Below are 16,853 nucleotides of genomic sequence, written 5' to 3' on the forward strand. Positions count from 1 at the left end.
CGTGCGCGACCTCGCGGTCCGGGCCTGACATCCCTGGAGGAGACGATGAAGGCGAACTGCTGGCAGGGCCGGGAGAGCCTCGCGGTGCGGGAGGTGCCCGATCCGAAGATCATGAACGCCCGGGACGCCGTCGTACGGGTCACCAGCTCCGCCATCTGCGGCTCCGACCTGCACCTGTTCCACGGATACATCCCCACCATGAAGAAGGGCGACGTGCTCGGGCACGAGTTCATGGGCGAGGTCGTCGAGGTCGGGCCGGAGGTGCACAACCTGCGGATCGGTGACCGGGTGGTGGTGCCGTTCCCGATCGCCTGCGGCAACTGTGCCGCCTGCCAGTCCGGCCTCTACTCGGTCTGCGAGAACTCCAATCCCAATGCCGGGATCGCCGAGCGGCTGCTGGGGCACGCGCCGGGCGGCATCTACGGCTACTCGCACATGCTCGGCGGGTACGCCGGCGGTCAGGCGGAGTACGCCCGGGTGCCGTTCGCCGACATCGGCCCGATCAAGGTCGAGGACGACCTGCCGGACGAGAAGGTGCTCCTCCTCTCCGACATCTTCCCGACCGGGTACATGGGCGCCGAGATGTGCGGGATCTCCGGCGGCGAGATCATCGCGGTCTGGGGCGCGGGTGCGGTGGGCCAGTTGGCGATGCGCAGCGCGTACCTGCTCGGTGCCGAGCGGGTGATCGCGATCGACCGGATCCCGTACCGGCTGCGGATGGCCCAGGAACGGGCCGGTGCGGAGCCGTTGAACTACGAGGAGGTCGACGTCATCGAGGCGCTCCGGGAGATGACCGGCGGTCGGGGGCCGGACGCCTGCATCGACGCGGTCGGGATGGAGGGGCACCACTCGTCGGCGGTGCTGCACGGCTACGACCGGGCCAAGCAGTCCCTCCGGCTGGAGACGGACCGGCCGCACGCGCTCCGCGAGGCGATCATGAGTTGCCGCAACGGTGGAACGGTTTCGATCATCGGCGGGTACGGCGGGTTCGTGGACAAGTTTCCGATCGGGTCGCTGATGAACCGGTCCCTGACCCTGCGCGCCGGGCAGTGCCACGTCCAGCGCTACAGCCGGATGCTGTTGGACCGGATCCGCCGGGGCGAGATCGATCCGAGCTTCGTCATCACGCACCGGCTGCGGCTCGAGGACGCGCCGATCGGGTACGAGATGTTCCGGCAGAAGCAGGACGACTGCACCAAGGTGGTGCTGAAGCTCTGAGTCCGGCCCTGTCGGACCTCAGCCGGGGCGCCGGGACGGCGGGTCCGGGCCGTCCGCCCCGGGCGCCGGCACCGGGTCGGCGGTGGCACCGAGCCCGGCCGGGCGGGCCCGGGCCACGATCTGGTTCAGCGCGGCGACGTGTCCGTCGAACGCGGTCAGGCCGGCGTCGGTGAGCACGACCCAGGTGCGCCGGATGCCCCGCCCCCGGTTCTCCTTGTGCACGTTGACGTAACCCGCCGCGCCCAGGGCGCTGATCTGCTTGGACAGGGCCGAGTCGCTGAGCCCGAGTTGTTCGCGCAGGTAACCGAACTCCACGGCGTCGGCGGGTGCGAGCAGGGCGACGAGGGAGAGCCGGGTCGGTGCGTGGATCAACTCGTCGAACCGGGGCTCGGTCATCGGGTCCCGGTCTGCGGAGGGGGCATGGTCCCGCCGGTATCGGTCCGGGCCGGAGCCGGTCCCGGACCGGTCTGCGCCGAGACCGCACCGGCGGCCGGGGGCGCTCCGTAGACCGTGCGGTACTGCCAGCGAATCATGGCGGCGAGGACCAGGGTGGACGGAACGGCGGCGAGGACCGAGGTCATCCCCTCCGCGACCACGGGTCGGAGCAGCAGCCGGGTCACGGCGAACACGGCCGCCAGGGCGACCAGCCAGGCGGCGGTGCGCAGCAGGTTGCCGGGCCGCCAGGACTCCCGGCGGTACCGGACGTTGTCGCCGACCGACCTCCTCGAGATGACGACGTGGCCGGCGATGAAGAGTGCGGCGCCGACCGCGAAGGTGAGGGGCACGGGGAACGGGAAGTCCAACCCGGCCATCGCGAGGTAGTAGCCGGCGAGCATCATCAGGGTCGCCGACCGGCCGGGGCGCTGCCGCGCCAACTCGACCCGGACCTGTCGGTCGCGGTCACGGATCTCGTCGAGCGCGATCCGGGCGTCGTCGGGTTCCACGGTCTCGTCCTCCTCGTCCGTCGACCGGTGCGGGCAGTTGACCGCACCTACTTTCCAGATAAGAAAGTAGCACCTGCTTTCCATCAAGGAAAGTAGCTCCGGCGGCGGATACCCGCACTCGTGGCCGGGCCCGGACGGCCGGCGGCGGGCGGCGGCACGTTCGACCGCACCGGCAACGGGTACGCGCGGAGCCCGGACCCCGATCGATGCGGCGGAGGTGTGATGGACGGCGTCGGCAGGCAGTGGACGGCGGCGGTCCCGGTCACTCCGCGCCGGCAGTGGCTGCGGATCTTCCTCGGCGGTCTGGGGCTCTGGCTCGCCACGGTCGGGGCCATCTTCCTGACCGGGAACCCGACGCTGCTACCCACGCTGGTACTGCTGGGCAGCTTCCTGGTTCCGGTGACCTTCGTGGCCTGGGCCTTCCAGCGGCGGGACACCGGCGAGGTCACCGTCTCGCTGGTCTTCGGCACCTTCCTCGCCGGCGGGGTGCTCGGGGTACTCGCCTCCGCCGTGCTGGAGTCGTACCTGCTGCGCCCGTCGGTGCTGCTGTTCCTGGGCGTCGGCCTGATCGAGGAAGCCGCCAAACTGGCCGCCCTGGCCCTGCTGACCCGGCACCTGGCAGCCAAGACCGTACGGGACGGCATGATCCTCGGCGCCGCCGTCGGCTTCGGCTTCTCGGCGCTGGAGTCGGCCGGGTACGCCTTCATCGCGCTCTTCACCGTGCAGGGGCTCTCGGTGGTGCAGGTGGTGCAGACCGAGATTCTCCGGGGCCTGGTGGCGCCGGTCGGGCACGGGCTGTGGACCGCGATCCTCGGCGGCGTGCTCTTCTCCGCGAGCAGCCGGGACCACTTCGTGGTCGGGATCCGGCTCCTGTTCGCCTATCTGGGGGTGGCGGCGCTGCACGCGCTCTGGGACGCGATGCACGTCATCGCCCTGTTCCTGACCCTGTTCCTGACCGGGACCCGGGACAACCGGGTCACCCTGGACGGTTCCCTGGGGGAGCCGACCCCGACCCAGGGGGCTTTGATGCCGGCGTTGGAAGGGCTGGGCATGGCGATCGTCGCCGTGATCGGCGTCGTCTGGCTGGTGGCGCTGTGGCGATCCGCCCAGCACGGGTCGGGGAAACCGAGGACCGGATGGCGGGTGCCGACCGGTTCCTCGTCCAGGGAAGCCGTACTGCGCCCCTGAACCGTGCCCCGGCCCGGGCGGCCCGACGCCGGGCCCGGCCTCGGCGGCCGGTCGGGGTCGCCCGGTCGGCGGCGGCGAGCAGCAGTACGCCCCAGGCGGCGAGGCCGGCCCCGGCGAGCGCCGCGAGCGCGCCCAGGCCGCCGCCGGCGGTCCGCTCGCCGAGCAGCAGCATCGCGATCGCCGCCGAGGCGACCGGGTTGGCCAGGGTGACCGTGGCCAGCGGCGCGCCGAGACCCGCGCCCCGGTAGGCGACCTGGGACAGCAGCAGCCCGGCCGTTGCCATGCCGGCCAGCGCCACCATCAGACCGGCGGTCGACCAGAGCGGCCCGGCCCCGCCGACGAGCTGGGACACGAGCTGGGTGAGCGCGGAGGCGACCGCGAAGGCGATCCCGGCCGCAGTCGCGGTGAGCAGGCTGCGCGGCAGTGCGGACCGGCGCGTCCGCCCGGCCAGCACCAGCCCGGCGACCAGGACGGTCGCCACGCCGGTCAGGAGCCAGCCATGGCCGGTCGCGAGTTCGTGGTCGCCGGCCCCGGGCAGGGTCAACGCCAGCAGCAGGGCCAGGCCGGCGACGGTCGCGCCGGCACCGAGCCACTGCCGGCCGGTGGCCCGCCGGCCGATCGCCGCCGCCCCGATCGGCAGTGCGAGGACCAGGGTGAGGACGCCCAGCGGCTGCACCACGGAGAGCGGACCGTAGGCCAGCGCGGCCACGTGCAGGGCCGCACCGGTGCCGTTCAGGGCCACCGAACCCCACCAGCCGGCGCGACCGAGAACGGTGGCGAGGTAGCCCCGTCCGGCGGTCGTCGTCGACCCCGCCTGTGCGGCGAGTCGTTCCTGTAGCACCGCGGCGGCCGCGTAGGCCGCGGCCGAGGCCACCGACAAGGCAATCGCCAGTACCAGCGCGATCACGGTCGGCCCCCGAGACCATGAACCGTCATGACATCCATGATCCGCCCCAAATGCCGTTCTGACGTCACCCGGTGGTCGGCATCACCTGTACTCCTCCAGGCGTAGACCAGCCCCTTCCGCTTCCCCCGGAAGAGTTAGTCCCTCCGGCCATCGACCCCGGTCCGTCCGGCCGGCGGACCGGGGTCGCCTAAGCTGTCAGCCGGAATGCCGGCTGTTCCGGACGGCCAGTGCCGACCCAGCCGGACCTGCGGAAGGGACGCGGATGCACCGTACGGCGGCGAGACTCTTCGTCCTGGCGGCGATCGCCGAGGCGATCTCCTGGTTGGCGCTGCTGATCGGGATGGCGGTCAAGTACGGCCCGCCCGGCAACGAGATCGGGGTGCAGATCTTCGGGCCGGTGCACGGCGGCCTTTTCGTCGCCTACGTCGTACTGGTCCTGCTGGTCTCCCGGTTGTACCGCTGGAGCTGGCTCACCGTCCTGGCCGCGTTGGTCTGCGCCGTACCGCCGTTCGCCACGGTGGGCTTCGAGCGGTGGGCCCACCGTCGCGGCCTGCTGGGCCGGCCGTTCGGTGTACCGGTCCCGGCGGGTGCGGATGCCGGTGCGGTCCAGGCCGAGGCCGATCCGGTCCTGCCCGGCTCCGTCCGGCGCTGACGCCCGGCGCCGACGGATCGCACCGGCACCCGGCGGCGCTACCGCGTGATCAGCACCCAGGCGATGATCCCGCCGAGCAGCAGCACCCCGAGTCCGGCCTGGAGCAGCAGCGCGGGCCCGAGATGCGACCAGAGGGTCGGGGTACGCGGCGTGAGCAGCTGCCCGGTGGTGAGGTTGACGATCCGCTCGACCCGGGGCGCCAGGCCCTCGGCCTGCTGCGACCGTACGGTCACCTGGACGTGGTCGGCCGGCTCGAGGGCGCTCTGCGGCAGGTGCCCGTGGATCTCCATCTCACACAGCAGGCCGCCGCCGTCGCGCAGTCGCAGCGGGGTCACCAGGAACTCGGGACCCTTGCGCAGTTCCCTCCACCGCCTGCGGGCACCGCCGGCGGCACCGGCCCGGAGCACCGATGCCAGCAGCAGTAGCACCACCTTCACCAGTGCCGCCGTACTGAGAACGGCGACGAGGATCGGCTGCCCGATCCGCACCTCCCGGGAGTAGCCCTCCATCAGTCGTACGACGTGACCGGTAATGATCGGGCCGCTCCGCCAGGCGACCCGCTCGGGAAACAGTTCACCATCCATGCGCTCACCACCGAGAGTCGGCCCCCCGTGACGAAGTGTATCGATCATGGCTGATGAAAGCGGAGTGAGTGAATCGGTTCACCACAGCGTGACGATCGGCCTACCGCCGGAGGCCGAGGTGACAAGCCGATCGGCGTGGGTATGCCCGGGACGACTTGGAGAGGGGACGACCCATGCAGCTGTCCTTCCTGCGTCCGATCTGTGCCCATTCCGGCCCGTGGACGTCGGTCTACCTGGACGCTTCCCGGGACACCCACGACGCCCATCCCGCGCTGGAGTTGCGCTGGCGCGCCCTACAGGAGCGCCTCGCGGAGCAGCGGGCCGATCCGCGTACCGTGGCGGCCCTCGACGACGTGGTACGCGGGCACGAGCCGATGCCCGGCGACTACGGCCTCGCGGCGTTCGCCACCGGGGGCGAGGTGGTACTGACCGAGTACCTCTCCGCGCCGCCGATGAAGGACCTCGCCGCGCACGGGCCGCTGCCACACACGATGCCGCTGGTCGCCCAGCGCCGTGAGCAGGTGCCCTGGGTACGGGTGCTGGCCAGTCGTACCGGCGCCGACGTGGACGGGGTGAGCGCCGGAGGCGTACCCCGGCACGCGCACGTCAAGGGCGGCAACCAGTACCCGCTGCGGCGGGTCCAGGCGGGTGGCTGGTCCCACTCGCACTGGCAGCGGGACGCGCTGGTGTCCTGGCGGCGTAACGCGGGCGACGCCGCGGCGGCCACCGCAGACCTGGCCGACCGGGTCGGCGCGGAGGTGATCGTGGTGGCCGGCGAGACCCGGGCCCGGCAGTTGCTCGCCGCCCAGTTGCCGGCGTTCTGGCAGGACCGGGTGGTCCAGACCGACGCCGGGTTCCCCGCGGCCGGGGCCAAGCAGTTCGCCTTCGACGACGTCACCGTGCAGGCCATCGCCGAGGTCGCCGCCGCGCACACCGACGAGGCGTTGGACCGGTTCGGCGCGCAGCAGCAGGTCGGTGAGGGACTGGACGCCGTGGTGACGGCGCTGCAACGCGGTCAGGTCGACACGATGCTTCTGGTGGACGATCCGTCGTCGACCGAGCGGCTGTGGATCGGCCCGGAGCCGACCGAGATCGCCACCGGGCCGGAGGAACTCGTCGCGATGTCCGTCACGCGGCCACAGCAGGTACGCGCCGACGCCGCGCTGGTCCGGGCGCTGGTCGGCACCGACGCGGCGCTGACCGTACTCGATTCCGACCAGGCGCCGGACCTTTCCGACGGGGTCGGCGCGGTCCTGCGGTACACCGACGCCAGCACCCCGGCACGCGGCGATGGCTGAGCCGGGGCGGGCCGGGACGGGACCGGGCGGGATGGCGCGGGCCGGGTCGGACCGGACGGTCGCCGATCTCGTGGTCGAGCGGCTGCGGGCCTGGGGGGTGCCCCGGGTCTTCGGCCATCCCGGCGAGGGGGTGGCGCTGATCGTCGAGGCACTGCGCCGAGCCGGCGGCGATCCCGCCTTCGTACCGTCCCGGCAGGAGGAGGCGGCCGGGTTCATGGCGTCGGGGCACGCCCGGTACACCGGAGGTGTCGGGGTCTGCCTGGCGACCCAGGGACCGGGCGCCCTGCACCTGCTGGGCGGCCTGTACGACGCCAAGCTCGACGGCAAGCCGGTGGTCGCGATCATCGGGCAGCAGACGTTCAGCGCGCTGGGCAGCGCGTACCAGGAGATCGAACTGCCCCGGCTGTTCGGCGACGTGTGCGCGCAGTTCCTGCGTACGGCGGCGGTGCCGGAGCAGGTGCCGTACCTGGTCGACCAGGCGATCCGTACCGCCGTGTCGACCCGGAGCCCGACCTGCCTGGTGGTGCCGCACGACCTGCTCGACCAGGCCGTACCCGACGGCCTGCCGCACCCCGACGGCGGTGCCGTCATCGCGGCCGCGCCCGGACTGCCGCCGGCCCGGGTCGTGCCGCACGACCAGGACCTCGGCGCGGCGGCCCAGCTGCTCAGCGCCGGCCGGCGGGTCGCGATCCTGGTCGGCCAGGGCGGGTACGGCGCCGAGAACGAGATCATGGAGTTGGCCGACCGGCTCGACGCCGGAGTGGCGACGTCGCTGCTGGGCAAGCCGGTGCTGGACGAGCGGCTGCCCTACCACACGGGGGTGCTGGGCCAGGTCGGCACGGCGGCGAGCGCGCAGTTGATGGCCGGCTGCGACACGCTGCTGATGATCGGCACCAACGACCCGTGGACCGGCTACTACCCGATGCCCGGTCAGGCCACCGCCGTCCAGATCGACATCGACGGCAGCCGGCTGGCCAGCCGGTACCCGATCGACATTCCGCTGATCGGCGACGCCCGGGAGACCCTGCGCGCCCTGCTGGCCCAGGTGCCGCAGCGCCGCAACCGGGACTGGCGCGACATGATCGAGGCGGCCGTGGACCGGGCCCGGATCGAGTGCGACGCCCGGGCCGAGGCGCCGGGCGAGCGGCTCAACCCCCGGCTGGTGCTGCGGGAACTCTCGTCCCGGCTGCCGCAGTACGCCTCGGTGGCGGTCGACGTCGGCTCGGTGACCTACTGGTACGCCCGGCACCTGCAACTGCCGCCGGGCGTACGGGCCCATCTGTGCGGAACCCTGGCCTCGGCCGGCTCCGCGGTGCCGTACGCCATCGCCGCCAAGCTGGCCCGTCCGGGCGAGCCGGTGTTCGCCCTGCTCGGCGACGGCGCGATGCAGGCCGGCGGACTGGCCGAACTGATCACCGTGGCTCAGCACTGGCCGGAGTGGCCGGATCCGCGTTTCGTGGTGCTGGTGCTCAACAACGCCGACCGGGGTGGCCGGGGTGGTGAGCCGGAACGGGGGCCCGCCACGGAGCCGGTCCGGGCGGTGGGTGCCGAGCCGGACCGTCCGGCGGGTTCGGGGCTGCCGTCACCGGAAGAGGTCCGGGCCGGCAACATCCCGTACGCCGGCTGGGCCCGGCTGCTCGGCATGCACGGCATCCGGATCGACCGGCCCGAGCAGGTCGGTGCGGCCTGGGAGGAGGCGATCGCCGCCGATCGGCCGACCCTGATCGAGGCGCTGGTCGACCCGGCGATTCCGCTGGATCCGCCGGAGCAGCCCTTCGCCGACCTGCGCGGGCTCTCGGCGGACGGGGTCGCGGCGGGCACCGGCACGGCGGCAGTGCGCGGCCGGGCCCAGACCCTGCGGGAACACGCCGCCCAGGGCGCCGACCTGGTCTGACCTCCTGGCCGGGCCGTTCGACGCTTACCCTCGGCTCCCGCCGTCGCCCCGAGCATCTCGGTGGCGAGTTCGGTGCCTTCCTGCGCCACTATGGACAGCCCAGGGCCGCAACCAGAGCGACGGCTGGGGCCTGGCGCTACCGGCCGCCCGTGCGCTCCGGCCGCTCGACGCGGCTCCGCCGGTGCGGATACCCGCCGTGTTGCGACGACCAGCGGGAACGGCACCGTTTCACCCGGTGGGGAGATTGGTGGTCGGTACCCCGGATTGGCCCTGCGACGTTGCTGACCGCCCGTTTGAACCCGATTCGGACGGGAACGCCGGGGCAGCGATCGAGGGAAGGTGGGCCCCGTGCGGGAGATGCAGGAGTGGCTGGCCGCGGGCGGGCCAGGACTTCCCGGACCGGACCGGATCGTGTCACCGGAGAGCGCCGGTCGGGTACTGCTGGCGGTGGCGTCCCGAGCGGTCCGGGGTCGCGACTGCGCCGACCTCGGATACCACCCGCTGCTGTCCAGGTTCCGGGGTGCCCCGGAGACCGTCCGACGCACCGCGCTGGCCCGAGCCGGTGCCCGCGCCGCGGTCACCGCCGAGCAGGCCGGCACGCTCGACGCGGACCAGGTCGCCCGGTGGATGGTGGAGCACTATCCGGCGGACCGGTACCCCGGCATCGTGCTCGGCTCACCTCACGGCGGGGCGGTGCACCTGGCCACCGCGATGGGGGTGCCCTGGCTACCTACCGCGTTCGACGTGGCGGTGCAGTGGCCGGGCGGCGCCGTGACCGACCCGGCCGGCGCGTTGGCGTACGGCGCGCGGGTGGCCGGGCGGCTGCTCGGCGCCAATCCGGCCGTCCGGGTACGCCAGGTGCACGATCCGGCCGGACGGGGCGTACTGGCCGGTTCGACCGTCTCGCTGGTGGTGCGCTGGCACCGGCTGTCCGACCCGTACCGGGAGTTCCTCGGCAACCGGCTCGAGCCCGGAGCGCCGGTACTGCTGCTTCGTGACGTTCGGGGCTGGCCGGTCCTGGAGTACGCCGACGGGCACAGTTTCCAGGTCGGTGGGCCGACCAGCGGGTTGGAGCCGGCCGACTTCCGGCCGGACAGCGAGGTCCTCGGACAGGTTCTGCGCGGTGCCGGCGGGGACGGGGCCAGTTGGGACGCCCCCGATCCCGGCCTGCCCGGGTACGCCGAACACGGCGTCGAACCGGGCTTCGAGGCGGGCCTGCTCGACTGGGCCGAGGCCGCCGGCAGTCCGGTGCACCGGGTGCTGTTTCCCGGGCCGCACGCGCTCAGCGCCGCCGCCGCCGACGTGTACCGGAACTGGTTGCGGGCGGCCGGGAAGACCGGGGACCGGTGCGTGGTGGAGTGCGGCCGGCTGATCGACCCCTGGCAGGTGGTCCGGGCCGGTCTGGTGCCGTACTGGTGCGAGAGCGCGACCGAGCGCAGCGTGACCGGTGCCGAGTGGTGGCTCGCCGGCAGTACGCCGTTCAGCTCGCTCGACGTCCTGCCCGAGCCTCCGGGGCTGCGGTCACCGGCGCTCGCCGGGCTGCCGCAGTGGCTCGCGGTCGCCTCGTTCGGTCGACGTCGGCGGGCGGTGGACCGGATGGCGGCCCGGGGCTATCCGGTGACCTCGGTGGCCACCCGACACGCCACCGAGGTGCTCCGCGGGCAGCCGTACGACCTGCCGGCACCCGCGCCGCTGCGGGTGGTCGAGGCACTGGCCGGACTGCGGGCCAGCGGTACGCCCCAGGGCCTGCTCGTCTGTTGATCGGTGCTCCGGAGCTGAGCCATCGCTCCGGAATCGCCGATTGCGGCGCGGTGCCGGAATCGGGCCGGGCCGGCAGCTCCGGCCGGCCAGCCGGGCGCCGCCAAAACTCCTCGAAGAAGTCACGTCCCGTGGTTGAGTACCTACAGGGCGGGAAGAAACGCTGACTGCAACTGGCCAACAACGCTGCATTACCTGCGGTGGGCGTTCGCTCGCCAACATTCGGCTACGTGTTCGCTTCCGGCTTGGTTGCCGTCGATGGGCACCGATGACCGGATACGCATTCCGGGCGGGGGACCTTCCTGAGGGAGGCGCGGATGTTCGGACAGACCACCACTACAGCACCGGCGGAACGTGGACTGGAAGACCTGGACGCGGCCGCACTGGCGTACGCGGCCAGGATCGCCGGCCTGCCACCGGAGCGTCGGCAGGAGGCGCGCGACGACCTCGTACGGTTCGCGCTGCCGTTCGCCGGCCGGCTGGCGCGGCGCTACCGAGGCCGTGGTGAACCCCTCGAGGACCTCGAACAGGTCGCCCGACTGGGCCTGGTCAACGCGGTCGACCGGTACGACCCGGAACGGGGTTCGTTCACCGCGTACGCCGCGATCACCATCGTGGGGGAGATAAAGCGCCACTTCCGGGACCGCACCTGGGGGGTGCACGTGCCGCGCCGGCTGCGGGACCTGATCCTGGAGGTCGGGCAGGCCACGGCGGCGCTGACCAGTGAGCTGTCCCGCTCGCCCAGCGTGGCGGAACTCGCGGCCCGGCTGGAGACGCCGGAGGAGGAGATCCTCGCGGCGCTCGAATCGGCGGCCGGCTACAGCCCGGCGTCGCTCAACGCGCCGGTCGGCGGGGAGAGTTCGGCGGAGTTCGGTGACCTCGTCGGCGAGTCCGACTCGGACCTGGAGTCGGTCGACGACCGGGTGACGGTCAGCGGACTGCTCGGTCGGCTGCCGTGGCGGGAACGGCGGATCCTCGCGATGCGGTTCTACGGCAACCAGACCCAGGCCGAGATCGCCGCCAGGTTCGGCATCTCGCAGATGCACGTCTCCCGGCTGCTCTCCCGGGCGCTCATCTGGCTGCGGCAGGCGATGCTCGCCGACACACCCGCGCCGTGGCAGACCGGCGGCGCCGACTCGGCGGGTCAACCGGCCCGGCTCTCGGTGCGCGAGGTGGGCGACCGGGTCGTGGTCGAGGTGACCGGGGAGGTCGACCGGGACACCGCCGAGCAGCTGCGCCAGGCGGTCGTGGAGGCGGTCTCCTCCGGGCATCCGGCGGAGGTGGCGATCGACCTGACCGACGTCGCGAGGCTCGACGGCCCCGCCCTGGCCGCGCTGGTCGCGGGTCGGGACGCGGCGCATCGCACCGGCGTACGGTGGCGGCTGGCCCGGGCTCAACCGGAGGTCCAGCATTCGCTCAGCTCCGCGGGTCTGGTGGCGCTGCCGGCGGACTGACCCGCCGGTCGCCATCCGCGTCCGGTCGTTCTCATCGTTGTTCCTCGTCGTCGTCCCCGGACGACCGGCCGGTCCGCCAGCGACGGCTCCGTTCCGGTCCACCCCGGTCCTCGCTGGAGATGTTCTCGTCCGGCTGGCTCGGCGGGAAGTGCGGCCGGAGTACGTCGTCCGGCTCCGGGACCTCAATCGGGCGGGCACCGGACTGCGCCGGTGGATGGTGCGCGACGGCCGCGTCGGCACCGTGTGCCCCCTCGGCGGTGGGAACCTCCTCGTGGAAAGGGGCCGGCTGGTGCAGTTCGTCGCGGATCAGCTGCGGCGGCAGGGTGGAGCGCTGCGGCAGGTCGCGGCCGAGGTCGGCGACGAGTGGGCCGTACTTGTCGTCGAAGGCGGGCCGCTCGGAGCGGATCCGGGGCATCCGGTCGAAGTTGCGTAGCGGTGGCGGGCAGGTCGTCGACCACTCCAGCGAGTTCCCGAAGCCCCACGGGTCGTAGACCTCCACCGACCGGCCGAATCGCCAGGACTTCCAGACGTTGTAGATGAAGAACAGGGTCGACGCGCCGAGCACGAACGAGCCGATCGTGGAGATGGTGTTCAGCACGGTGAAGCCGTCCGTGGGCAGGTAGTCGACGTACCGGCGGGGGAATCCCTCGTTGCCCAACCAGTGCTGGACCAGAAAGGTGGTGTGGAAGCCGAGGAACATGGTCCAGAAGTGGACCTTGCCGAGTCGTTCGTCCAACAGTCGGCCGGTCATCTTGGGAAACCAGAAGTACACCCCGCCGAAGGCGGCGAAGACGATGGTGCCGAAGAGTACGTAGTGGAAGTGGGCGACCACGAAATAGGTGTCGGTGGTGTGGAAGTCGACCGGCGGGCTGGCCAGCAGGACGCCGGTGAGGCCACCGAAGAGGAAGGTGACCAGGAAGCCGACGGAGAACAGCATCGGGGTCTCGAAGGTCAGCTGTCCCTTCCACATCGTGCCGATCCAGTTGAAGAACTTCACCCCGGTCGGCACCGCGATCAGATAACTGAGCCAACTGAAGAACGGCAGCAGCACCTGTCCGGTGCCGAACATGTGGTGCGCCCAGACCGTCATCGAGAGAATCGTGATCGCGATCGTCGCGGCGACCAGCCCCTTGTAACCGAAGATCGGCTTTCGGGAGAAGACCGGAATGATCTCGGTGATGATGCCGAAGAACGGCAGCGCGACGATGTACACCTCGGGATGGCCGAAGAACCAGAACAGGTGCTGCCAGAGCAGCGGTCCCCCGTTCGCGGGATCGTAGACGTGGGCGTTGAGTCTTCGGTCGGCGTAGAGCGCGAGCAGGGCGGCGGCCAGCAGCGGGAAGACCAGGATTATCAACAGTGCGGTGAAGAGCATGTTCCAGGTGAAGATCGGCATCCGGAACATGGTCATGCCGGGCGCCCGCAGGGTCAGGATCGTGGTGATCAGGTTGACCGCGCCGAGGATCGTGCCGAGCCCGGAGAGGACCAGCCCGATCACCCACATGTCCGGGCCGATGCCGGGGGAGTGCTGGTCCCGGCTCAGCGGCGCGTAGGCCGTCCAGCCGAAGTCGGCGGAGCCGTTGGGGGTGAGGAATCCGAGCAGCACCAGCGAGCCGCCGAGCAGGTACAGCCAGTACGCCAGCGCGTTGAGCCGGGGGAACGAGACGTCGGGAGCGCCGATCTGCAACGGCACCACGAAGTTGCCGAAGGCGAGCGCCAGCGGCGTGGCGAAGAGCAGCAACATGATCGTGCCGTGCGCCGTGAACAGCTGGTTGTACTGCTCGTTCGAGAGGAACTGCAGTCCCGGACGGCCCAGTTCGGCGCGCATCAGCATCGCCATCGCGCCGCCGACGAGGAAGAAGCCGAAGGCGGTGCTCAGGTACATCAGGCCGATCTGCTTGGCATCGGTGGTGCCGAGCATCTTGATCAGCCTGCTGCCCCGGATCGCCTGCCGGATCGGTCCCGGATATCCACCGGAGCGGGCGGGGGCGAGGATCAGCGGCCCGCGCTCCTGCCCCGGTTCGGTAACCACCCGTTTCGGCATTCCACTCACCCCGCATACGACCCAACTAGGACGAGCGGGTGGCTACCCGGGATCTCAGTGACAAAACACGGCAGCTACGGAAAATCCGGTTTTCTTGCCCCGAAAAGGTGAAACCGGGCGATCGGCGGCCTACCGGCGTCGACTGGCGAGTACGCCGAGTCCGATCATGGCGATGCCGAGCCCGAGGTGCAGCCAGTTGTCGGCATCGTTGACCGGAAGGAAGTTCGCCGCGCTGTCCTGCTCGATCGCCAGGCCGTACACCCAGAGCACCAGGTAGACCGCGCCGCCGCCGATCAGGAAGGTCCGCGCCCCGGTCGCCGTACGGGCCAGCGCCAGCCCGGCCACCCCCGACACCAGGTGTACGAGGTTGTGCAGCACCGACACCTCGAAGACGCCGAACAGCCGGGCACCGGAATGCTGCCCGGCCAGACCCAGGTCGTCGTATCGGGAGGTGACGTCCGGGATGAAGCCCAGCACGCCGAGCGCCAGGAAGACGACGGCGACCGCGACCGCGGCGCCGCTCACCGGCCCCCGCCCGGTTACCGGCCGGCTGACCGTGGAACTGGATCTGTGCACTGCGGCACCACCTCAACGACGCTGGACGGACCTGGGCGGCTACCCGGCGACCACTCCGGCAAACGCACCGACTTCCGGCCGGAACGAACGGGAACGGTCAGCTCGCGCTGGCCGGATGATCAGCTGGCGCTGGCGACGGCCGCTCGGCGTACCTGCTCGTACAGGTCCACGTACCGCTGCGCCATGGTCGCCGGAGTGAACCGCCGGGCGGCCTCCTGCCGGCACTCCCGCTCGTCCAGCCCGGACGCCTCCGGCACCAGGTCGGCCAGCCCGTCCTCGTCGTCGGAGAGCAGCCCGGTACGGCCGTGCTCGATCAACTCCGGCAGGCAGCCCCGGCCGATCGCCACCACCGGGGTACCGACGGCCAGCGACTCGATCACCGCCGTGCCGCCCGGCTCCTCCCAGCAGAGCGGAAAGAGCGTCGCCCGGGCGCTCGCCACCAGATCGTCGCGGGCGGCTCCGGCCACCATCCCGACCCAGCGCACCCGTACGCCGTCCACCAGCGGCGCCACCTGCTCCCGCCAGTACCGTACGTCCGGGTTCTGCCCCGCCTCCGGTCCGGCCGCCGCGAGGTCCTCGGGACGGCGGTACGGCCCGACCGGCCCGGCCAGGACCAGGTCGAACCCGGCCTGGTGGGCGAGCCGGGCCCCGAGGTGCTGGCCCTTGCCGGGCGTGATCCGTCCCATGATCACCAGGTGGTCGGACTTCTCGACCGGCGGTCGCAGGTCCGCGTCGACGGCCAGCGGGGTGGCGAGGTGGACGTGCCCGACCGAATGGTCCCGGAGCGCCTGTGGTGCCCGGGCGAGCTGCGAGGCCGACACGCCGTTGACCCGGACCCGGTCGCCACCGTCGACGTATCCGTAGAGATCGGGATGCTTGCCGAGGTCCCAGTGCAGGGTGTGCAACGCCGGACCGGCGCCCGGGCCCATCGCGGTGAGCACGGCCAGCCCGACCGCCTCCACGTGGTCGTGCACGAGATCGATGTCGTCGCGCTCCCGCAGCGCCCGGACCACTCCGTTCAGGTGCGCGTGGGAGATCCCGCACACCTGGTTGTACGGCCGTTGCAGGGCGCCGAACTGCCCGTCGGGAAAGACCGACAGCAGTTCGTCGACCGGGAGCGTGCTGTCGGCCGTCGAGGCGAGCACCACCCGTACGCCGAGTCGCCGCAGTTCGGGCACCAACGTGGCGACGACGTTCTCGATCCCGCCGTAGCCCGGTGGCGGCACCGGCAGCCAGGGGCCGGCGTTCATCAGCACGGTGAGGCTCATCGGTCCCTCCGGCCCCGCTCGGCGATCCGTCCGCTCGCGACGGCGGTCATACCGGCGCCCCGCGCAACGACTCGCGGAGTTCGACCAGTGGCGGCCGCTCCCGGACCGAGACGTCACTGACCACGATCTCCCGGTCGAGGTTCGGCAGGGCGGTGTTGCCGTCCCGGCGGAACTGTACGAGCAGGTTCCCCGGAGGTTCGGTCTCGTCGACCAGGCCCCGCCGGCACAGCCGCTGCCACACCGTGTGCAGGATCTGTCCCGACATCCGGCCGAGCGCCTCGGTGTCCTGGTGCCGGTGCAGGCGCTCACCCAGGTCGACCTGGGCCAGGGCGTCCAGGCCGCACATCTCCAGCAGGTCGATCAGCATGGCCGTCTCGACCCCGTACCCGGAGACGAAGGGGACCCGTTCCAGCACGTCCCGCCGGCCGGCGTACTCACCGGCCAGGGGCTGGACGAAGCCGGCCAGCTCGGGCCAGAAGAGGTTGAACAGGGGGCGGGCGACCAGTTCGGTGACCCGGCCACCGCCCTCCACCTCGACGCCGGTGGAACCGACCAACGGCCGGTGGTAGAAGCCCTTGACGAAGGCGATGGACGGATCGGTGAGCAGCGGCCCGAGCAGGCCGGTGACGAAATGCGGCTGGAACTCCCGCAGGTCGGCGTCGATGAAGGCGACGATGTCCCCGTCGGATCCGGCGAGTCCCGCCCAGAGCGCGTCACCCTTGCCGTCCAGCCGGGGGAGTCCGCGGGTCATCTCGTCCTGACTGATCACCCGGGCGCCGGCCGCCGCCGCGACCGAGGCGGTCCGGTCCGAGGACCGCGAGTCGACGACCACCAGCTCGTCGACCAGGGCGACCTGCTCGACCAGGCAGGCCCGGATCGCCGCCACGATCGCACCGACGGTGGCCTCCTCGTCCCGGGCCGGGATGACGACGCTGATTCTGCGGCCCCGCTTGGCGTGGGCCAGCTGCCGGGCGGTCCACTGGTCGGCCACGCCGCTACGGTGGGTGGACCACGCCTCCAGCGCAGGTGACACGGCCGATCGCGAGCGCCGCATGGAACCAACCTCCC

Annotated in this window: 14 protein-coding genes and 1 pseudogene; 7 read left to right on the plus strand and 8 right to left on the minus strand. The window is 72.0% G+C overall.

From position 1 onward, the window contains the following. Window positions 1-45 precede the first annotated feature (45 nt). Window positions 46-1,218, plus strand: a complete 1,173-nt coding sequence (locus tag H4W31_RS29075; protein ID WP_192769550.1) for a zinc-dependent alcohol dehydrogenase — start codon at window positions 46-48, stop codon at window positions 1,216-1,218. Window positions 1,219-1,236: 18 nt separating this feature from the next. Here H4W31_RS29075 and H4W31_RS29080 read toward each other — a convergent pair whose 3' ends face one another. Both H4W31_RS29080 and H4W31_RS29085 read right to left on the minus strand, forming a co-directional pair. Continuing rightward, window positions 1,237-1,614, minus strand: a complete 378-nt coding sequence (locus tag H4W31_RS29080) for a transcriptional regulator (protein WP_192769551.1) — start codon at window positions 1,612-1,614, stop codon at window positions 1,237-1,239. Beyond that, complete coding sequence (locus tag H4W31_RS29085; protein WP_192769552.1) at window positions 1,611-2,246, minus strand: hypothetical protein; 636 nt, start codon at window positions 2,244-2,246, stop codon at window positions 1,611-1,613. The genes H4W31_RS29080 and H4W31_RS29085 overlap by 4 nt, the downstream gene beginning before the upstream one ends. Window positions 2,247-2,384: 138 nt before the next feature. Here H4W31_RS29085 and H4W31_RS29090 point away from each other — a divergent pair, with 138 nt between their 5' ends. After that, complete coding sequence (locus tag H4W31_RS29090) at window positions 2,385-3,350, plus strand: PrsW family intramembrane metalloprotease (protein ID WP_192769553.1); 966 nt, start codon at window positions 2,385-2,387, stop codon at window positions 3,348-3,350. A gap of 88 nt (window positions 3,351-3,438) precedes the next feature. Here H4W31_RS29090 and H4W31_RS43220 read toward each other — a convergent pair. After that, window positions 3,439-4,257, minus strand: a pseudogene (locus tag H4W31_RS43220) (DMT family transporter); the annotation flags it as partial. Between the two features lie 262 nt (window positions 4,258-4,519). On the opposite strand from H4W31_RS43220, the gene H4W31_RS29095 reads away from it, so the two are divergent. Then, window positions 4,520-4,909 (plus strand): DUF3817 domain-containing protein, encoded by a 390-nt coding sequence (locus H4W31_RS29095; protein WP_192769554.1) that lies wholly within the window; start codon window positions 4,520-4,522, stop codon window positions 4,907-4,909. Between the two features lie 38 nt (window positions 4,910-4,947). Here H4W31_RS29095 and H4W31_RS29100 read toward each other — a convergent pair whose 3' ends face one another. Continuing rightward, window positions 4,948-5,493: a hypothetical protein gene (locus tag H4W31_RS29100; protein ID WP_192769555.1), complete on the minus strand. Its 546-nt coding sequence runs from the start codon at window positions 5,491-5,493 to the stop codon at window positions 4,948-4,950. Window positions 5,494-5,666: 173 nt separating this feature from the next. Between H4W31_RS29100 and H4W31_RS29105 the strand changes: the two genes are divergently transcribed. The 4 genes from H4W31_RS29105 (at window position 5,667) to H4W31_RS29120 (ending at window position 11,897) form a co-directional block, all read left to right on the plus strand. After that, a complete protein-coding gene (locus H4W31_RS29105) occupies window positions 5,667-6,791 on the plus strand; it encodes a baeRF2 domain-containing protein (RefSeq protein ID WP_192769556.1) in 1,125 nt (374 codons plus the stop codon). Beyond that, window positions 6,784-8,685 carry a thiamine pyrophosphate-binding protein gene (locus tag H4W31_RS29110; protein ID WP_225945741.1) on the plus strand — a complete coding sequence of 634 codons (1,902 nt, stop codon included), beginning with the start codon at window positions 6,784-6,786 and terminating at the stop codon, window positions 8,683-8,685. The genes H4W31_RS29105 and H4W31_RS29110 overlap by 8 nt, the downstream gene beginning before the upstream one ends. A gap of 357 nt (window positions 8,686-9,042) precedes the next feature. Next, on the plus strand, window positions 9,043-10,446 hold the full coding sequence (locus H4W31_RS29115) for a hypothetical protein (RefSeq protein WP_192772472.1): 1,404 nt from the start codon (window positions 9,043-9,045) through the stop codon (window positions 10,444-10,446). Window positions 10,447-10,760: 314 nt separating this feature from the next. After that, a complete protein-coding gene (locus H4W31_RS29120) occupies window positions 10,761-11,897 on the plus strand; it encodes a SigB/SigF/SigG family RNA polymerase sigma factor (RefSeq protein WP_192769557.1) in 1,137 nt (378 codons plus the stop codon). A gap of 31 nt (window positions 11,898-11,928) precedes the next feature. On the opposite strand, the gene ctaD is transcribed toward H4W31_RS29120, so the two are convergent. The 4 genes from ctaD to H4W31_RS29140 all read right to left on the minus strand — a co-directional run bounded on the left by ctaD (window position 11,929) and on the right by H4W31_RS29140 (window position 16,839). Further along, window positions 11,929-13,941 (minus strand): aa3-type cytochrome oxidase subunit I, encoded by a 2,013-nt coding sequence (ctaD, locus tag H4W31_RS29125; protein ID WP_192769558.1) that lies wholly within the window; start codon window positions 13,939-13,941, stop codon window positions 11,929-11,931. 129 nt (window positions 13,942-14,070) lie between these two features. Further along, window positions 14,071-14,517, minus strand: a complete 447-nt coding sequence (locus H4W31_RS29130) for a DUF4383 domain-containing protein (protein ID WP_192769559.1) — start codon at window positions 14,515-14,517, stop codon at window positions 14,071-14,073. Between the two features lie 119 nt (window positions 14,518-14,636). Next, the gene (locus H4W31_RS29135; protein WP_192769560.1) at window positions 14,637-15,785 is read right to left on the minus strand and encodes a glycosyltransferase; all 1,149 of its coding nucleotides are present in this window, start codon (window positions 15,783-15,785) and stop codon (window positions 14,637-14,639) included. A gap of 46 nt (window positions 15,786-15,831) precedes the next feature. Continuing rightward, window positions 15,832-16,839, minus strand: coding sequence for a glucosyl-3-phosphoglycerate synthase (locus H4W31_RS29140; protein ID WP_192769561.1), 1,008 nt, complete (start codon window positions 16,837-16,839; stop codon window positions 15,832-15,834). Between the last annotated feature and the right edge of the window lie 14 nt (window positions 16,840-16,853).

This window comes from Plantactinospora soyae (genome assembly GCF_014874095.1).
In the GTDB taxonomy this organism is placed as follows: domain Bacteria; phylum Actinomycetota; class Actinomycetes; order Mycobacteriales; family Micromonosporaceae; genus Plantactinospora; species Plantactinospora soyae.

Coding starts and splice junctions, on each gene's coding strand:
- H4W31_RS29100 (WP_192769555.1), bottom strand. CDS start 5,493: ATGGATGGTGAACTGTTTCCCGAGCGGGTCGCCTGGCGGAGCGGCCCG.
- H4W31_RS29075 (WP_192769550.1), top strand. CDS start 46: ATGAAGGCGAACTGCTGGCAGGGCCGGGAGAGCCTCGCGGTGCGGGAG.
- H4W31_RS29085 (WP_192769552.1), bottom strand. CDS start 2,246: ATGGAAAGCAGGTGCTACTTTCTTATCTGGAAAGTAGGTGCGGTCAAC.
- H4W31_RS29110 (WP_225945741.1), top strand. CDS start 6,784: ATGGCTGAGCCGGGGCGGGCCGGGACGGGACCGGGCGGGATGGCGCGG.
- H4W31_RS29120 (WP_192769557.1), top strand. CDS start 10,761: ATGTTCGGACAGACCACCACTACAGCACCGGCGGAACGTGGACTGGAA.
- H4W31_RS29090 (WP_192769553.1), top strand. CDS start 2,385: ATGGACGGCGTCGGCAGGCAGTGGACGGCGGCGGTCCCGGTCACTCCG.
- H4W31_RS29095 (WP_192769554.1), top strand. CDS start 4,520: ATGCACCGTACGGCGGCGAGACTCTTCGTCCTGGCGGCGATCGCCGAG.
- H4W31_RS29105 (WP_192769556.1), top strand. CDS start 5,667: ATGCAGCTGTCCTTCCTGCGTCCGATCTGTGCCCATTCCGGCCCGTGG.
- H4W31_RS29135 (WP_192769560.1), bottom strand. CDS start 15,785: ATGAGCCTCACCGTGCTGATGAACGCCGGCCCCTGGCTGCCGGTGCCG.
- H4W31_RS29140 (WP_192769561.1), bottom strand. CDS start 16,839: ATGCGGCGCTCGCGATCGGCCGTGTCACCTGCGCTGGAGGCGTGGTCC.
- ctaD (WP_192769558.1), bottom strand. CDS start 13,941: ATGCCGAAACGGGTGGTTACCGAACCGGGGCAGGAGCGCGGGCCGCTG.
- H4W31_RS29080 (WP_192769551.1), bottom strand. CDS start 1,614: ATGACCGAGCCCCGGTTCGACGAGTTGATCCACGCACCGACCCGGCTC.
- H4W31_RS29115 (WP_192772472.1), top strand. CDS start 9,043: ATGCAGGAGTGGCTGGCCGCGGGCGGGCCAGGACTTCCCGGACCGGAC.